The sequence below is a fragment of the Massilia sp. BHUDP2 genome, assembly GCF_046236355.1.
GTDB classification, from domain to species: Bacteria; Pseudomonadota; Gammaproteobacteria; order Burkholderiales; family Burkholderiaceae_D; genus Telluria; species Telluria varians.
This window is the reverse complement of the sequence record NZ_JBJUVW010000001.1, coordinates 1,768,912-1,785,788: the sequence shown is the minus strand read 5'-3', so window position 1 is coordinate 1,785,788 and position 16,877 is coordinate 1,768,912. Positions and strand designations below refer to the sequence as shown.

The following is a 16,877-nucleotide window of genomic DNA, read 5'->3' as shown; positions in this document are numbered from 1 at the left end:
CGCAACTTGGTGTTGACCCCGTGGGCGGGAGACCCGCCCACCCTACGAATGCAGTTGTAGGGTGGGCAGGTCTCCTGCCCACGCGGTCATCCAGCGTTCGAACGGTCGCAGACTAAACCCTGTTCTCAGACGCAATTCTGTCGCGCCACGCCTGCAGGTGCGTCATCCCCTCCTGTCCCGGCCTGAACTTCAGCAATCCGCGTGCGAATTCGATCGCACAAAAGGCCGTGATATCGGCAATCGTGAACCGTTCCCCAGCCACGTAGGGCTGCCTGCCCAGCTCCCCGTCCAGCCAGCGCGCCGTTGCGCGCATCTTTTGTCCCTGCGCCGCGCCGAAGTCCGGAAACTGCGGCTGCTCCAGGCTTGCCAGCCCCGGATGCGTATGGCGCACGCACAGCGCCGTTTCCAGCATCAGGTGCAGCTCCATGCGGCGGTCGGCCATCTCGATGAAGGCGCGCTCGGTGCTGTCCACTCCCATCAGGTTCGGTTCCGGATACAAGCCTTCGAGGTAGGTGCAGATGGCGCGCGTCTCGCTCAGCGCGCGGCCATCGTCGAGCACCAGCACGGGAACGCGCGCCAGCGGATTCAGGGCGGTGAATTCAGGCCTGCGGTGGCCGCCGGCATTCAGGTCGACGTCGACCAGTTCGATGCCTTCGATTCGTTTGGCCGCCATGAACATGGTGACACGCCGCGGATTGGGGGCGCGGGGACTGACGTAGAGACGCATGGGCTTTTCCATCCTTGGACAGGGATGGCCATGATAGCGCGAACCGGCAGGAGTTCAGGCCGGTTCGACCAGCGAGGCCGTCCCTTCGCTGGCCCGCGCGGCATCCATCCAGGCGTCGACGTCGTCCGCACAACCAGGGGGCAGGTGCAGCCCGAGCTTGCTGCGGCGCCACAGTACGTCCTCGGCGCAGCCGGCCCACTCGTGCCGCATCAGGTAGCGCAACTCGGCGGCATGGAGGCCGGGGGCCACCTCTTCGCCCAGGTCATCGATGCCGGCAGCGCCGGCCAGCAGGATCTCGGCACGGGTACCGTAGGCACGCGCCCAGCGCCGCGCCAGGCTGGCAGGCAGCCAGGGATGGCGGCGTTCGAGCGCGGCCACCCAGGCGTCGAATTCGAGCACGGCGCGGCTGTTTGGCACGCTGCCGAACAGGTCTCCACCTGGCAGCACGGCCTGCGCCGTCCATCCCGGCCGGGTGTGCCCGAGTGCGCCGGAGATCCAGTCCGCCGCTTCCTCGGCCAGCTTGCGAAAGGTGGTGATCTTGCCGCCGAAGACGGACAGCAGGGGCGCGCCCGCCGTATCGCGCCCGAGCAGGTAGTCGCGCGTGGCCGCGCTGGCGCTGGCGGCGTCGTCTTCGAGCAGCGGGCGTACGCCCGAGTAGGACCAGACGACGTCCGCGGGCGCGACCTGGCGCCGGAAATAGCGGTTGGCGAGCTCGCACAGGTAGGCGGTCTCGGTGCCGGCGATCGCCACCCCGTCCGGGTCGCCCTGGAACTCGAGGTCGGTGGTGCCGATGAGGGTGAAGGCGCCTTCATAGGGCATCGCGAACACGATGCGCCCGTCGGGGTGCTGGAAGATGTAGGCGTACTGGTGCTCGAACAGGCGCGGCACCACGATGTGGCTGCCCTTGACCAGGCGCAGGCGGCGCGCGGGAGCGCTGCCGGTGGCGATCTGGGCCACCCGCGCGGCCCAGGGCCCGGCCGCGTTGACCAGGCAGCGCGCCTTGACCCTCAGCCTGCGCTCACCGCGCACCAGCGTCGCCGTCCAGTACTGCGGGTGGCGCTCGAAGGCGGTGCAGCGCGTGTGCGTCAGCACGGTGGCGCCGCGCTCATGCGCATCGAGTGCATTCAGCACCACCAGCCGGGCATCGTCGACCCAGCCGTCCGAGTACTCGAAGCCGCGTGTAAAGCTGGGCTTGAGCGCGTCGCCGGCGCGGTGCCCCGCCAGCTCCACCGCTTTTGAAGCGGCCAGGAAGCTGCGCGGCGCCAGGCGGTCATACAGGAACAGGCCGGCGCGGATCAGCCAGGCCGGCCGCTGCGTGGCGTCGTGCGGCATCACGAAGCGCAGCGGATGCATGATGTGCGGTGCGCTGCACAGCAGGGTTTCGCGTTCACGCAGCGCCTTGCGCACCAGGCTGAACTCGCGGTGCTCGAGGTAGCGCAGGCCGCCGTGGATCAGCTTGCTCGAAGCGGAAGACGTGTGGGACCCGAGGTCGTCCTTGTCGCACAGGAGCACCTTCAGGCCGCGCCCGGCAAGATCTCGCGCAATTCCCGCGCCATTGATGCCGCCGCCCACGACCAGCACGTCGCATTCCAGCTGGGTGTCCTCGTTCATGTCGCCTCCCGTCTGCGGGCCGGGCCCGCCTAGCCGGTCCAGTGTAGGCACTCGGCAGTGGAGCATCTTTGCTTGTATCAATTATGCGGAGAATGGACCCGCCGGTGTGTAAAATCGGCGCATGCACAACTCATCCAGCGCCGACGTGCGTGCCTGGGTCCGCATGCCTTCCGGTAAGCGCCTGGACCTGCTCAACCCGACTCCCTTCGACTGGGACGACGCCGACCTGGCGCTGGGCCTGGCGCGCACCTACCGCTGGGGCGGGCATTCAGCCTGGCCGCTGCCCCTGTCGGTGGCCCAGCACTCGCTGACCGTGATGCTGCTGCGCCGCGCCATCGCTCCCCCGCCCACGCCCCTGCAGGAGCTGCGCGAGCTGCTGCACGACGCCGAGGAAGGCCTGCTCGGCTTCGATGCGATCTCGGTGATCAAGCCCTTCCTGGGCGAGGGCTTTCGCGCGCTGACCCTGCGCCTGGAGCAGATGGTCTTCCTGCGCTACGGCCTGCCGGCCTGGACCGAGAAGGAGCACAGGCTGCACAAGCAGGCCGACCGGCTCGCGGCGGCAAGCGAAGCCGTGCACGTGACCGGCTGGACGCCGGACGAAGTCAAGCGCACGCTGAAGATCCGCGCCGACGTGCTGGACCAGGACCCGCTGGTGCCCTATTTCGGCGGCACGCCCTGGGAACCGTGGCCCCCTGGCCTTGCTGCAGAACGCTTCCTGGCCGAGCTGGATCGCCTGAAGCGGGCCTGCGCCAACGCGCCTGCCTGATCCCGCAACACGGGCTTTCTACACCAGCTTGCAAAGCTGGGCTGCAACTCGGCGTCGAATCTTGAGGAAACTCAAGCTTCGCACGTAAGCGATTGATTTCATGGGAAGTTCTTCAATATCCACAAGAACTGTGGATAAAGATGTGGAAAAGCACTACTTGACAAGCTGAAAGTCCAGTAATGATGCGGGTTTCAACAAATTGCCCGTTCCGCAGGCAAATTGAAAAACTCTAAAAATCAATGACTTGCACGCGCCCCACTTTTGTGCAGTGCGGGGGTCTGGGGCATATTCCTACAAAATCGCCGCACGGGGGATAAGTCCTCAACGTGTGCCGATCTTCGCTCATTTCCACGCGTTCCGAGCGCGCTCCCGCACCAGCATGCGCACGCTCTCCGGTACCGGCTTGCGCAGCTGCTGCGTGTCCGCGCTGAGCCAGGTCGTCTCCTCGAAATGCTTCAGCATGGCCGGGGTGATGAAGCGCGAGCGGGCCGCGTAGACGTGGCGGTCGCCCATCTGGGCCTGCTGCTTGATGAAGAAGCGGTTCGGCAGCACCAGGTGCAGGTGTTCGCGGGCGCGCGTCATGGCCACATAGAGCAGGCGCCGCTCTTCTTCGATGTCGTCGTTGTTCCCGGTACTCATGTCCGACGGAATGCAGCCGTCCACCACGTTCAATACCGTCACCGATTTCCACTCCTGTCCTTTGGCGGAATGGATGGTCGACAGGATCAGGTAGTCTTCGTCGAGCAGCGGGCTGCCTGCGCGGTCGCTGGTGGCTTCCGGCGGGTCGAGCGTGATCTCGGCCAGGAAGCTCTCGCGCGTCGCGTGCCCGCCAGCCAGCGCGCTGAGCTGCTCGACGTCGGCGGCGCGCACCTGCGCGTCGTCGTACATGCGTTCCAGGTGCGGCAAGTACCATTGCTTGACCAGCTCGATGTCGGCCGGCCAGCGCAGTCCCGGCGTGCGCAGGCGCCGGTACAGTGCGCTAAAGGCGGCCCAGTCCTCGAGACTCTTGCCCGGCGCGGCGAAGGCTTCCACCGCCGCCAGCGGGTCGGCGGCCTCGCCCACCGCATCCAGCAGGCGGGTGGCGGTCGCCGGGCCGATCCCCGGGATCAGCTGGGCCACGCGAAAGCCCGCCATGCGCCCGTTCGGGTTCTGGGCGAAGCGCAGCACCGCCAGCACGTCCTTGATGTGGGCCGCTTCCAGGAACTTCAGGCCGCCGAACTTCACGAAGGGGATGTTGCGACGCATCAGCTCGAGCTCCAGCGCGGCGCTGTGGCTGGCCGCGCGGAACAGCACCGCCTGCGATTTCAGGGCGATGCCGGCTTCGCGGTGTTCCAGGATGCGGCGGCAGGCCCAGCGCGCCTGTTCGGCTTCGTCCGGGATCAGGACCAGTTGCGGCTTGAGGCTGGAGGCCTTGTCGGTCCACAGCGTCTTGGCGTGGCGTTCGCGGGCGGCGGCGATGACGGCGTTGGAAGCGTCGAGGATCGGCTGGGTCGAGCGGTAGTTGCGTTCCAGCGTGATGACTTCGGCGGGCTGCGAGAACTGCTTCGGGAAGTCGAGGATGTTGCGCACGGTGGCGCCGCGGAAGGCGTAGATCGACTGGGCGTCGTCGCCGACCACCATCACGCCCTCGCCGCCGGGCTTCATGCCGGTGATGATCGCCGCCTGCAGGTGGTTGGTGTCCTGGTACTCGTCGACCAGCACGTGGTCGAAGCGGGCGCCCAGCTCCGGGCCCAGCTCCGGGTCGCTCGCCATCTCGGACCAGAACAGCAGCAGGTCGTCGTAGTCCAGCACGTTCTGCTCCTGCTTGGCGTCGACGTAGGCGCCGAACAGGGTTTTCAGCTGCCCTTCCCACTCGCTGCACCAGGGGAAGGTGGACTGCAGCACCGCCTCCAATGGCTCGCGGCTGTTGACCACCCGCGAATAGATCGACAGGCAGGTGCCCTTCAGCGGAAAACGCTTTTCCGTATGCGACAGGCCGATTTCGTGGCGCACCAGTCCCATCAGGTCTTCCGAGTCGCCGCGGTCGTGGATGGTGAAGGATTCGTCCAGGCCGATGCGGCCGGCATACTCGCGCAGCAGGCGGGCGCCGATCGCGTGGAAGGTGCCGGCCCAGGGCAGGCTCAGCTGGGCCGCGTTGGCGCTGCCGCCCTTGCCGAGCAGGCGCTGCAGCACGCCGCTGGCGCGCTGGCTCATCTCGCCCGCCGCACGCCGCGAAAACGTCAGCAGCAGGATGCGCTGGGGATCGGCACCCAGCTGGATCAGACGCGCGACGCGGTGCGCCAGCGTATTGGTCTTGCCCGAGCCCGCCCCCGCCACCACCAGCAGCGGCCGCACGCTGGCGGCGCCAATGTCGTGCTCGACCGCGGCGCGCTGTTCGGCATTCAGCCCGGCGAAGGGATCATCTGGGGCGGACTGCTGGAGGACGGCGGACATGGGGTGGGCAAGGAAAGGGCGGCTGCAAATGCCATACTGTACATTTATCCAGTTCTCTTGCGCAAGCCTCAAGAAAGCTAGAGTCAAGCCCGCGCACGATTGAATCCACATTTTGCCCGGCGTCAGGTCATGGATTACATGCAGAAGACATGCTAAGTAGTTAATAATTAAAAAGTTTTCCTGATATCCACAAAGTCTGTGAATAACTATGTGGAAAAGCGGGGGCTTGACACGCCGAATGCGGCCATCCGTGCGGCTTTCAACAATTTGCCTATTGGGAAGGCAATCGCGATAGCCCCAGAAATCAAGGGTTTACGCGCAGCTGTCGCGCAAGGGGAACGGACGCGCACAAAGTTATTTTACGGCAATTTTTGTGTATAAGCCCGGCTCGCCTCAGCGTCCAGCGCTGCGCCGTCTCCCGCCTGCGCCGCCTACAATGGCCGCGTGACCAACCACTGTGAGGACGCCATGAGCATGCAACCCGATCCCGACCTGAATCCCGGCGACGAAGCGGAACCCGGTACGCCCGGCGCCGGAGAAGACGTTTGCGAAGCCTGCGCCGGCACCGGCAAGCTGTCCGATGGCCGGCCCTGCTCCAACTGCGGCGGCAGCGGCAAGGTCATGCGGGGTATCGGCGGCGGCTGAGGGCCTATCCCCGCGTGGACAGGCGGGCGCCGGCCCGGCGATAATCCGGGGATGCGCGCTCCGCCTCCCGCCGCCGTCCCCGATCCGGACCGTCCCCGGCCCACTTCGCTGGCCGACCTGTTCGTCTCCTTCACCGTCCTCGCCCTGCAAGGCTTCGGCGGGGTGCTGGCGGTCGTCCAGCGCGAAATCGTCGAGCGCAAGCGCTGGCTGACGCAGGAAGAATTCATCGAGGACTGGGCCGTGGCGCAGATCATGCCCGGGCCCAACGTGCTCAACCTGTCGATCATGATCGGGGCGCGCTGGTTCGGGCTGCCCGGCGCCGCGGCCGCGGTCGCCGGCCTGCTGGCCTTGCCGCTGGTGCTGGTCCTGGTGCTGGCGGCCTTCCACGCGCAGTATGCGGACCATCCCGCGGTGGCCGGCGCGCTGCGCGGCATGGCGGCCGTGTCCGCTGGCCTGATCGCCGCCACCGGCCTGAAGCTGTCGAGCGCACTGGCCAGGAGCCCGATCCCGCTTCCCTGCTCGGTCGGGATCGCGGCGGCCGCCTTCGCCTTGCTGGCCTGGCTGCGTGCGCCGCTGGCCTGGGTGCTGCCCACGCTGGGTGCGCTCGGCTGCGTGCTGGCCTGGCGCAGGCTGCGATGACGGCGGCCCCGCTCGTTCTGGGATGGCACGATTGGCTCGGCCTGTTCGTCCATTTCCTGATGCTGTCGCTGATGCAGTTCGGCGGCGCGATCTCGGTCAGCGCCGACATGCAGCGCTTCCTGGTTGAAGACAAGGGCTGGCTGGCCCAGTCGCAGTTCAGCGATGCGATCGCGCTGGCGCAGGCGGCCCCGGGCCCCAACGTGCTGTTCGTCGCGCTGATGGGCTGGCACCTGGGCATGAACACCGGCAGCTTCGGCGCGGCCCTGGGCGGCGTGGCGCTGACCATGGCCGGCATCCTGCTGCCCTCCTCCATCCTCAACTACCACATCGCGCAGTGGGGACACCGCAACCGCGAGCTGCGCGCGGTGCGCGCCTTCCGCCTTGGCATGGCGCCGATCGTGATCGGCATGCTCCTGGCCACCAGCTGGCTGCTCGCCGGCGCCGGGTCTGGCAAAAGCAATTGGCCGGCCTGGCTGCTGGCCCTGCTATCCTGCCTGCTCATCTGGCGTACCCGCCTGCACCTGCTGTGGATGCTGGGCGCCGGCGCCCTGCTCGGCGCGCTCGGATTCGTCTGACTGGCAAGCTGCAACGCCACAGGGCATACTTGCGGGATTGACCACTCATCCAGCGAACCCATGCTCGAACTTCTCAGCGAACATGCCTGCTTCGGCGGCGTCCAGCGCTTCTACCGCTTCGATTCGACCGCCATCGGCCTGCCGATGCGCTTTTCCGTCTACCTGCCGCCCGGCGCCGAAGGCAAGCGCCTGCCTGTCCTGTTCTACCTCGCCGGCCTGACCTGCACCGAAGAGACCTTCATGATCAAGGCCGGCGCCCAGAGGGTGGCGGCGCAGGAAGGCCTGATCCTGGTCACGCCCGATACCAGCCCGCGCGGCGCCGGCGTGCCCGGCGAGACCGACAGCTGGGACTTCGGGGCGGGCGCCGGCTTCTATGTCGACGCCACCGAGGCGCCATGGTCGCAGCACTACCGCATGTACAGTCACATCCTGGAACTGCGCGAGCAGGTAGTAGCCCAGCTGCCGGCCGACCCGGCCCGGGTGGGCATCTTCGGGCACTCGATGGGCGGGCATGGCGCGCTCATGATGGCGCTGCGCAATCCAGGCCTGTTCCGTTCGGTGTCGGCCTTTGCGCCGATCGCGGCGCCGATGCGCTGCCCGTGGGGCCAGAAGGCCTTCGGCGGCTACCTGGGCGCCGACCAGGCGAACTGGCGCCAGTACGATGCGAGCGAACTGATGGCCGCGATGGACGCGGCGCCCTTCCCGGGCGGGATCCTGATCGACCAGGGGCTGGCCGATAAATTCCTGGCCGAGCAGCTGTATCCGGAAGCCTTCGAGCAAGCTTGCGCCCGTGCGGGCCAGCCCTTGACCCTGCGCCGGCATGAGGGCTACGACCACGGTTATTACTTCATTTCGACGTTTGTGGAAGACCACCTGCGCTTTCACCGCAGGCTGCTTGGCTGAAGACCAGGCGGACACGGCTGCGCCCGCTTGAAATGCTGCGGCCTCCATCCTATAAAGACATTGCCGGCACCCACCGGCACTCTCAGTCCTTATCATGGAGGCCATCATGAATCTCATTAGACGAGGCAATAGCCCGCTCCCGGCCTACCGTCCGGGCGCCGTCGAGGACCAGTTCGGGCGCATGGTCGAGAGCATGTTCCAGGACTTCTTCGCCCCGCTCGCACAGGGCGGGCAATGGGCCGGCGAAGGCGCCGCGACGCCGCGGCTGGACGTCAGCGAAACCGAGAAGACCTACGAAATCCAGGCCGAACTCCCCGGCGTGAACAAGGAGGACGTCAAGGTCTCGGTCGACGGGCAGCGTGTCACCATCGAGGCGGAATGCCGCTCGGCAAACGAACGCCGCGAGGGTGAAACCGTGGTGTATGCTGAACGCACCGCACGCAGGTTCATGCGCAGCTTCGCCCTGCCCACCGAAGTCGACGACGGTTCGGCACAGGCAAAGCTGGAGAACGGCGTACTGCAGCTGAGCCTGCCCAAAAAGCAGGGCACTGAAGCACGCCGCCTGACCATCCAGTAATCGCCCGGCCACGCCCGGCGCAGTCCATGGTCCGCGTCCCGCGTTGCGGCGCCCTGCCGCGGCGCGGCGCGGCCGTTTTGCGTTCTACCATGGCTACGTTTCGTTCTATGCGCTTCACCATGCCGGAGACCGAAGGCTACAAGGACCGCACCCACGCCGGCCGACAACTGGCGCGCAGCTTGCGGCATCTCGCCGGCCGGGCCGACCCGATCGTGCTCGGCCTGCCGCGCGGCGGCGTGCCGGTGGCCTTCGTGGTGGCCCAGGCCCTCGGCGCGGAGCTCGACGTCCTGCTGGTGCGCAAGCTGGGCATGCCCGGCAACGAGGAATACGCGATGGGCGCGATCGGCAGCGGCGGCGTGCGCGTGCTGCAGCCGGGCGTGCCCGGCCTGCTGGGCGTGACCCAGGAACAGGTGGATCAGGTGGCCGCGCGCGAACTGGCCGAGCTCGAGCGGCGCGACCGCCTCTACCGGGGCGGACGCCCGCCGCCGCGGCTCGAAGGCCGCTGCGTGATCCTGGTCGACGACGGCATTGCGACCGGGGCCAGCATGCTGGCCGCGGTCCAGGTGGTGCGCAAGCACCGGGTCGCGCAACTGGTGGTGGCGGCGCCGGTGGGCGCGCCCGACACCCTCGAACGGCTCGCGCGCGAAGCCGACGAAGTCGTCTGCCCGCTTGCCCCGCCCCGCCTCCATGCGGTCGGCCAGTTCTACCGGTCGTTCGGGCAGACGGATGACGAAGAAGTACAGGACCTGCTGGCACAGGCATGGGCGGCGCCCGCCGCGCCGAATGGTGGGCAGCAGGGGAACAAGGACAACAGAAAGGAGCGGACATGAAACCAATTCCAACCGAGACGGCAACCGATGTGGGCAGCGTGGGTAAATGGCTGGGTGCGGCAGCGGCCGGAGCGCTGCTGATGTACCTGCTGGATCCCGAACGCGGCTCCGCGCGCCGTTCGCGCGCAGTGTCCGCGGTGCGCGCAGCCGGCGCCCGCACCGGGGCGACGGTCGACGGTGTGCTGCACAGCGCCGGCGACCGCCTGGTGGGGCTGAAGGACAGCGCCGCCAGCGCCCTGTCGCGCGGCGCCGACCGCGTGCAGGCCAAGGCGGCGCCGATGCTCGAACGCGCCCGCCACAGCGCCCAGGAGGCGACCCATCGCCTGGAAGACAGTGCCGAACGCGTGCGCGAGCGCGCCAGGGCCGCGGCCGACGGCAGCAGCATGCGCGGCTACGAATCCGAGACCAGCCGTTCGCCGGCGCGCTACAAGCGCTACGAGACGGCCCGAGAGCTCGAGGCCGGGCAGCGTGCGCGCGGCGGACTGTCCGCACGGCTGCGCGGCGCGCGCGGCAGCGCCCGGGACCAGCGCGGCCCCGACTATCTCGAAGGAGCCCATCCGGCCCTGGTGGGCGGCGGCGTGCTGGGCCTGCTCAGCCTGATGCGCCGCTCTCCGGGCGGCCTGCTGATCGGACTGGCCGGCCTGGCCCTGCTGTGGCAAGGCACGCGCGACAAGACCTACCGCGTCAGCGACAACATGCCGGCCCGGCTGCCGCAGATGAACCAGCAGGACGAGCATGGCCAGGCGCCGATGATCCCCCCAAGCGAGCAGTCCGGCAGCCGTTACCTGCACTGAGCGAGGCGATGCGTCCATGGCCAGCGTCAGCGACCACGAAACCGGCGTCCTGCGTGCGGCCGCCCGGCCTCTCACGGGCAGCGCGTCCGACTACGACCCGCTCCTCGAGCTCGTCGGCGATGCGCGCTTCGTGCTGCTCGGCGAGGCCACCCATGGCAGCGCCGAGTTCTACGACGAGCGCGCGCGCATCACCCAGCGCCTGATCGAGGAAAAGGGCTTCACGGCGGTGGCGGTCGAAGCCGACTGGCCCGACGCCTGGCGCGTCAACCGCTACGTGCGCGGCGAAGGCGCGGACGCCGACGGGCGCGCCGCCCTGTCCGGCTTCGAACGCTTTCCCGCCTGGATGTGGAGGAATACCTCGGTACTGGCTTTCGTGGAGTGGCTGCGGGAGCGCAACGACGCCGCGGGCGCCGGGGGCGGCAAGACCAAGGCCGGCTTCTACGGGCTCGACCTGTACAGCCTGTTCACCTCGATCCAGGAAGTCGTGCGCTACCTGGAAGGAGTCGACCCGGTAGCCGCCGAGGAAACCCGGCGCCGCTACGCCTGCTTCGACCACTACGACCAGGACAGCCAGCATTACGGCTATGCGGCCAGCGTCGGCCTGTCCGAGTCGTGCCAGAAAGGCGTCAACGCGGCGCTGCAGGATTTGCAGCAGCGCGCCTTCGACTACATGCAGGCCGACGGCGCCAGCGCCGAAGATGCCTTCTTCTACGCCCAGCAGAACGCGCGCCTGGTGAAGAACGCCGAGGAGTACTACCGCACCATGTTCCGCGGGCGCATCTCGTCCTGGAACCTGCGCGACAGCCACATGGCCGAAACCCTCGACGCGCTCGCGCGCCACTTGTCGCGCGAAGGCAAGCCGGCCAAGATCGTCGTCTGGGAGCACAACTCGCACATCGGCGACGCGCGCGCCACCGAGATCGGCCGCCAGGGCGAATGGAACGTGGGCGAGCTGGCGCGCAAGGCTTATGGCCAGGATGCCTGCCTGATCGGTTTCACCACCTATGACGGCCGGGTGACGGCGGCCTCGGAATGGGACGGCCCTGCCGAACACAAGCACGTCCGGCCCGGCATGCCCGGCAGCTACGAGCACCTGCTGCACAGCGTCGGCATGGAGCGCTTCTTCCTGCCGCTGCGCGAACCCGGCGCGGCGCGCGACCTGCTGATGGAAGAACGGCTGGAACGCGCCATCGGCGTGCTCTACCTGCCGCGCACCGAGCGCCAGAGCCACTACTTCATGGCCCAGCTGCCGCGCCAGTTCGATGCGGTGATCCACATCGACCGCAGCAGCGCGGTGACGCCGCTGGATGCGACCAGCGGCTGGCATTCGGACGAGCCGCCGGAGACCTATCCGCAGGGCTTGTAGGTTCTTAGCCTTCGAAGAAGGCGTAGCCGTTCCTGCCCTGCCCCTTCGCCAAGTACAGCGCACTGTCGGCCGCCGCCAGCAGCTGTTCCTGGGGCTGGCGCGGCTGCGACAGCGCCACGCCGACGCTGGTCGAGACCTGTACCGGCCCGGAGCTGGTGCGAAACGGCACCCGCATGCTTTCCACGATCTTCCCCGCGATGTGCTCGGCCTCGACGCGGGCGCCGATTTCTTCGAGGATGACGACGAACTCGTCGCCCGACAGGCGCGCCGGGGTGTCGGTGGCGCGCACGCCGGCGCTGAGGCGGCGTGCGAATTCCTTCAGCACTTCGTCGCCGATGCCGTGTCCATGGGTATCGTTGATCTTCTTGAAATGGTCGATGTCCAGGTAGGCCAGGGCCAGCGGCTTGCCGCTGCGGCGCGCGCGGTCGAGCGCGTGGTGCAGGGTCTCGCCGAACATGCGGCGATTGGCGATGCCGGTCAGGGTGTCGACCCGCGCCAGCTGCTGCAGCTGCTCCTCGACTTCCTTCACGCGGGTCATGTCGTGCACCAGCGCGTACGCACCCGCCACGCTGCCGTCCGGCTGCTGGTCCGGGATGTAGGTAGCCTGCAGGATGCGCGGTTCGCCCTGCACCCGAATGCGCACCTCGTGCGTCACCGCCTGCCCGCCGAAGGCCTGCTCCAGGTGCGGCGAGATGTCCGCCTCGGTTTCCGCACCCAGCAGTTTCGCCACCGGCATCCCGACCAGTTGCTCGGGCGTGATGCCGAACCACTTTTCATAGGTGGCGTTCCCGAAGCGGAAGCAGTGATGGCGGTCGATATAGGAAATCAGGACAGGTAGGTTGTCGGTGATCATGCGCAGGCGCCGCTCGCTGGCCGCCCGGTGGTTCTCGGCCAGCTCGCGCTCGGCCATGAGTGCATGAAAGGCCCGCCCCAGTTCGCCGATTTCGTCCTTGCGCCCGTCGCGCAGCACGTCGATGTCGGCGCCGTCCTCGCGAATCGCGGCGACGTTGTCGCGCAGGTCCTGCAGCGGCGCCAGCAACCGGAACACCAGCACCCAGGCCAGCAGGCCGGCAGCCAGCGCCAGGCCACCGGCGCTGAAGAAGGCGTTGTAACGCATCCTGTCCATCGGCGCAAAGGCCTCCGCGCTCGGATAGCGCGCCGCCAGGATCCATCCGGTGGAGCGCAGGCGCTTGTAGGCGTAGATCGAATCGGTGCCGTCCTTGCTTTCGGTTTCGAGCCAGCCTTCGAAGCCGGCCAGGGCGCGGTCGGTTCCCTGGTTCACGCCGGGCGTGCTGCCGACGTACTGGAACAGGCGCGATTCGTCGGGATGGTCGATGACCATGCCCTCGGCCGTCATCAGGAACAGGTAGCCGGTCTTGCCCGGCTTGAGGGTGCTGATCTGGCGCAGGAAGCCGGAACGCCGCAGGTCCACGCTGCCGGTCAGCACCGCCGCCACCTTGCCCGATTCGTCCAGTACCGGCGCGCTGAAGACCACGATATGGTTGCCCGTCAGGCGGCTGCGGATCGGCCGCGAGATCACGCCCTTGCGCGTCTGGAGCGTGCGCTCGAAGTAATCGGTGCCGCGCGCGTTGAGGGACGCCGCCCCCGGCAATTCGCGCACCGACAGGCGCAGCTCGCCGTCGGCATCGAAGACCACCAGGTTCAGGTATTCGTTGGCGTCCCAGAGCTTCATCTGGTCGGCAAGGAAAGCCCGCAGCCCGGTCCAGTCGGTGCGCAGCCGTGGCGGAATGCCGGCGGCGAGCGCTTCGACCTGCCCCAGCCGCTCGGCCAGGCGGTCGTCCATGAAGGAGGCCGCGCCGGACAGCAGGGTGTACTGCTGGTCGCCGATCACGCCCTTCATGTCGCGCTCGGCCACCGACAGCGTCGAGAGCGTTACCAGGAGGGTGGCGGCGAACACCAGTACGGCTGCCACCGAGGCCAGCCGCAGCTTGAGGTTCGCCGATGCCAGGCGTGGACCTTGTTGGGTCATGAAATATCACGAAACGGATCAGCAGGATGACAAAGTATTACACGTTCCTTGTATCCATACCGCTCCGTTAGACAGGCACCCGGTCAATATTGTTCAGACCGTTCGATTGGATTAGCATGTCGGATTCGCTCTTATTTCTTTCCCGCAAACCACGAGGCTTCGCATGAGTAAATACACGCTGCACATCAACGGCAAGACGCAGGCCGTGGAGGTCGAACCCGACACGCCGCTGCTGTGGGCCCTGCGGGACAGCCTCGGCCTGGTCGGCACCAAGTATGGCTGCGGCCTCGGCCAGTGCGGCGCCTGCACCGTGCACATCGACGGCGTGCCGGCGCGCGCCTGCCTGACGCCGGTGTCCAGCCTGGGCAAGCAGAAGATCACCACCATCGAGGGCCTCGATCCGAAGGCGCAGCATCCGCTGCAGCTGGCCTGGCAGGAACTCGACGTGCCGCAATGCGGCTACTGCCAGTCGGGCCAGATCATGAGCGCCTGCCATCTGCTGAAGCAGCACCCGAAGCCGACCGATGCGCAGATCGACGAAGCGATGTCCGGCAACCTGTGCCGCTGCGCCACCTACACGCGCATCCGCGCCGGCATCCATCGCGCCGCCGAGATCGCTTCCACCGCAAAGGGCAAGAAATGAGCCAACTGAAGAGCGCACCGAGTTCCCCTTCCCGCCGCAGCTTCCTGCGCACTTCCGCCGTAGGCGGCGCCTTCATGCTCGGCATGTCGGCCGAAGGCGTGCTGGCAGCGGCCGCGAACACGGCCGCCGGCGCCGATTTCACCCCGAACGCTTTCATTCGCATCGGCCGTGACGGACGCGTGACGCTCATCTCGAAGCAGCCCGAGATCGGGCAAGGCATCAAGACCTCGCTGCCGATGGTGATCGCCGAACAGCTCGAGGTGGACTGGAAGGACGTACGTGTCGTCCAGGGCGACCTCGACCCCGCCCTGTACGGCCCGCAGGGCGCCGGCGGCTCGACCTCGACCCCGAACAACTACGAGAACTTCCACCGCCTCGGCGCCGCCGCCCGCATGATGCTGGTGCAGGCCGCGGCCAATACCTGGAGCGTGCCGGTCTCCGAATGCGCAGCGGCCAAGGGCGCCGTCGTCCACGGCCAGAGCAAGCGCCGCCTCGCCTACGGCGCCCTGGTGGAAGCGGCGTCGAAGCTGCCGGTGCCCGATGCGAAGAGCGTGGTGTTGAAAGACCCCTCCACCTACAAGCTGCTGGGCACCCGCATCGGCGGCGTGGACAACGCGGCCATCGTCAGTGGCAAGCCGCTGTTCGGCATCGACGTGCGCCTGCCCGGCATGCTGTACGCCGTGTATGCCAAGTGCCCGGTCTTCGGCGGCAAGCCCGTCAAGGCCAACCTGGACGCGATCAAGGACATGCCGGGCGTGAAGGATGCGTTCATCGTCGAAGGTACCAGCAACCTGAACGGCCTGCGCCCGGGCGTGGCGATCGTCGCCACCTCGACCTGGGCCGCGCTGCGCGCCCGCCGCGAGCTGCAGGTGACGTGGGACGAAGGCGAAGGCGCGAACCACAGCTGGGCCGATTTCACGGCCCAGGCCCAGGCCGCATCAAAGAAGGCCGGCGCCGCCACGGTACGCAAGGATGGCGACGTCCCGGGCGCGCTGGGCAAGGCAGCCAAGGTGGTGGAAGCGGCCTACAGCTACCCCTTCATCTCGCACGCGAGCATGGAGCCGCAGAACTGCACCGCCTGGTTCAAGGAAGACGGCGCGCTGGAACTGTGGGCGCCGACCCAGAACCCGGGCTCCGGCCAGGCCCTGGTGACATCGACCTTCGGCATCCCGAAAGAAAAAATCTTGCTCCACATCATCCGCAGCGGCGGCGGTTTCGGGCGCCGCCTGAGCTCGGACTTCATCGTCGAGGCGACCGCCATCGCGAAGCGGGTCGCGGCGCCGGTCAAGCTGACCTGGACCCGCGAGGACGACCTGCAGCACGACCACTTCCGCCCGGGCGGCTTCCACTTCCTGCGCGGCGGCGTGGATGCGGCCGGCAAGGCGGTGGCCTGGCACAACCATTTCGTGACCTTCGCCAACCGCGTCGAGCGCGAGGGCAAGAGCGTCCTGCAACCGGGCAGCGGCGGCAACCTCTCGAGCGACGAATTCCCGGGCCGCTGGCTGGATAACTGCCTGTTCGAACAGACCATGCTGGAAACCCGGGTGCCGATGGGCCCCTGGCGCGCGCCGGGCAGCTGCGTGTTCTCATGGGTGCTGCACAGCTTCATCGACGAGCTGGCGCATGCCGGCGGACGCGACCCGCTCGAGTTCCGCCTCGAGCTGTTGGGTAGCAAGGACCTGGTGCCGGCCAGCTTCGAACGCGGCCAGCCTTACGACGTCAAGCGCATGCGCAACGTGCTGGTCGAAGTGGCGCAACGCGCCGGCTGGGGCAAGAAGAGCTTCCCGCGCGGCCAGGGCCAGGGCATCGCCTTCCACTTCAGCCACCGCGGCTACGTGGCGCAGGTGGCCGAAGTGACCGTGTCGCGCGAGGGCAAGCTGAAGGTGGACCGGATAGTGGTGGCGGCCGACGTCGGTTCGCAGATCGTCAACCTGTCGGGCGCCGAGAACCAGGTGGAAGGCTCGGTCATCGACGGCCTGTCGACCTTGATGTTCCCGGAGCTGAACATCGAGAACGGCCGCATCGTGCAGAGCAACTTCCACGATTACGGGTTGCTGCGCATGCCGGACACCCCGACCAGGATCGAGACGCACTTCATCAAGACCGATAATCCGGTGACGGGCCTGGGCGAGCCCGCCCTGCCGCCGCTGGCGCCGGCCGTGTGCAACGCGATCTTTGCCGCGACCGGCAAGCGGGTGCGTCAGCTGCCACTGAGCAAGACCGACCTCAGCTGGAGCTGATGGGACAACGGGCGCCGGATGGCGCCCGCTATCTTTTAGAGCGTCTAACAAAGCCCCCAGGGCAAGGCGCATCGTCGAAGACAGTACGTTAGTACGGCGAGACGATGCAACGCCGCCATGGGGGAATTTGTTAGACGC

General features: G+C 67.7%; 15 protein-coding genes. 11 read left to right on the top strand and 4 right to left on the bottom strand.

The features are described 5' to 3' along the window. Window positions 1-112 precede the first annotated feature (112 nt). Both ACK6C6_RS08055 and glpD read right to left on the bottom strand, forming a co-directional pair. Window positions 113-727 (bottom strand): glutathione S-transferase family protein, encoded by a 615-nt coding sequence (locus ACK6C6_RS08055; RefSeq protein ID WP_409266779.1) that lies wholly within the window; start codon window positions 725-727, stop codon window positions 113-115. Between the two features lie 54 nt (window positions 728-781). Then, window positions 782-2,338 (bottom strand): glycerol-3-phosphate dehydrogenase, encoded by a 1,557-nt coding sequence (gene glpD, locus ACK6C6_RS08050; protein WP_409266778.1) that lies wholly within the window; start codon window positions 2,336-2,338, stop codon window positions 782-784. 121 nt (window positions 2,339-2,459) lie between these two features. On the opposite strand from glpD, the gene ACK6C6_RS08045 reads away from it, so the two are divergent. Further along, window positions 2,460-3,104 carry a phosphohydrolase gene (locus ACK6C6_RS08045; protein WP_409266777.1) on the top strand — a complete coding sequence of 215 codons (645 nt, stop codon included), beginning with the start codon at window positions 2,460-2,462 and terminating at the stop codon, window positions 3,102-3,104. A 342-nt stretch (window positions 3,105-3,446) separates the two neighbouring features. Here the strand turns inward: ACK6C6_RS08045 and ACK6C6_RS08040 are convergent, their stop codons facing one another. Further along, window positions 3,447-5,537: an ATP-dependent helicase gene (locus ACK6C6_RS08040; RefSeq protein WP_409266776.1), complete on the bottom strand. Its 2,091-nt coding sequence runs from the start codon at window positions 5,535-5,537 to the stop codon at window positions 3,447-3,449. Window positions 5,538-6,005: 468 nt separating this feature from the next. Between ACK6C6_RS08040 and ACK6C6_RS08035 the strand changes: the two genes are divergently transcribed. From ACK6C6_RS08035 to ACK6C6_RS08000, 8 genes are all read left to right on the top strand, one after another. Beyond that, entirely contained in the window at window positions 6,006-6,182 is a 177-nt protein-coding gene (locus tag ACK6C6_RS08035; RefSeq protein ID WP_200879943.1) for a hypothetical protein, read from the top strand. 51 nt (window positions 6,183-6,233) lie between these two features. Further along, a complete protein-coding gene (locus ACK6C6_RS08030; RefSeq protein WP_409266775.1) occupies window positions 6,234-6,821 on the top strand; it encodes a chromate transporter in 588 nt (195 codons plus the stop codon). Further along, the gene (locus ACK6C6_RS08025) at window positions 6,818-7,396 is read left to right on the top strand and encodes a chromate transporter (RefSeq protein ID WP_409266773.1); all 579 of its coding nucleotides are present in this window, start codon (window positions 6,818-6,820) and stop codon (window positions 7,394-7,396) included. Before ACK6C6_RS08030 ends, ACK6C6_RS08025 begins: the two co-directional genes overlap by 4 nt. A gap of 60 nt (window positions 7,397-7,456) precedes the next feature. Further along, complete coding sequence (gene fghA / locus ACK6C6_RS08020; protein ID WP_409266772.1) at window positions 7,457-8,299, top strand: S-formylglutathione hydrolase; 843 nt, start codon at window positions 7,457-7,459, stop codon at window positions 8,297-8,299. A gap of 106 nt (window positions 8,300-8,405) precedes the next feature. Beyond that, window positions 8,406-8,876 carry an Hsp20/alpha crystallin family protein gene (locus ACK6C6_RS08015; protein ID WP_209586265.1) on the top strand — a complete coding sequence of 157 codons (471 nt, stop codon included), beginning with the start codon at window positions 8,406-8,408 and terminating at the stop codon, window positions 8,874-8,876. Window positions 8,877-8,995: 119 nt separating this feature from the next. Further along, the gene (locus ACK6C6_RS08010; protein ID WP_409266771.1) at window positions 8,996-9,706 is read left to right on the top strand and encodes a phosphoribosyltransferase; all 711 of its coding nucleotides are present in this window, start codon (window positions 8,996-8,998) and stop codon (window positions 9,704-9,706) included. Then, window positions 9,703-10,500 carry a hypothetical protein gene (locus ACK6C6_RS08005; RefSeq protein ID WP_409266769.1) on the top strand — a complete coding sequence of 266 codons (798 nt, stop codon included), beginning with the start codon at window positions 9,703-9,705 and terminating at the stop codon, window positions 10,498-10,500. The genes ACK6C6_RS08010 and ACK6C6_RS08005 overlap by 4 nt, the downstream gene beginning before the upstream one ends. Before the next feature lie 16 nt (window positions 10,501-10,516). Beyond that, complete coding sequence (locus tag ACK6C6_RS08000) at window positions 10,517-11,866, top strand: erythromycin esterase family protein (protein ID WP_409266768.1); 1,350 nt, start codon at window positions 10,517-10,519, stop codon at window positions 11,864-11,866. A 4-nt stretch (window positions 11,867-11,870) separates the two neighbouring features. On the opposite strand, the gene ACK6C6_RS07995 is transcribed toward ACK6C6_RS08000, so the two are convergent. Further along, on the bottom strand, window positions 11,871-13,856 hold the full coding sequence (locus ACK6C6_RS07995; protein ID WP_409266767.1) for a diguanylate cyclase domain-containing protein: 1,986 nt from the start codon (window positions 13,854-13,856) through the stop codon (window positions 11,871-11,873). A gap of 163 nt (window positions 13,857-14,019) precedes the next feature. Here ACK6C6_RS07995 and ACK6C6_RS07990 point away from each other — a divergent pair, with 163 nt between their 5' ends. Together ACK6C6_RS07990 and ACK6C6_RS07985 are read left to right on the top strand one after the other, a co-directional pair. Then, complete coding sequence (locus ACK6C6_RS07990) at window positions 14,020-14,499, top strand: (2Fe-2S)-binding protein (protein ID WP_409266765.1); 480 nt, start codon at window positions 14,020-14,022, stop codon at window positions 14,497-14,499. Then, on the top strand, window positions 14,496-16,739 hold the full coding sequence (locus ACK6C6_RS07985; RefSeq protein ID WP_409266764.1) for a molybdopterin cofactor-binding domain-containing protein: 2,244 nt from the start codon (window positions 14,496-14,498) through the stop codon (window positions 16,737-16,739). Before ACK6C6_RS07990 ends, ACK6C6_RS07985 begins: the two co-directional genes overlap by 4 nt. The last annotated feature ends 138 nt before the right edge of the window (window positions 16,740-16,877 follow it).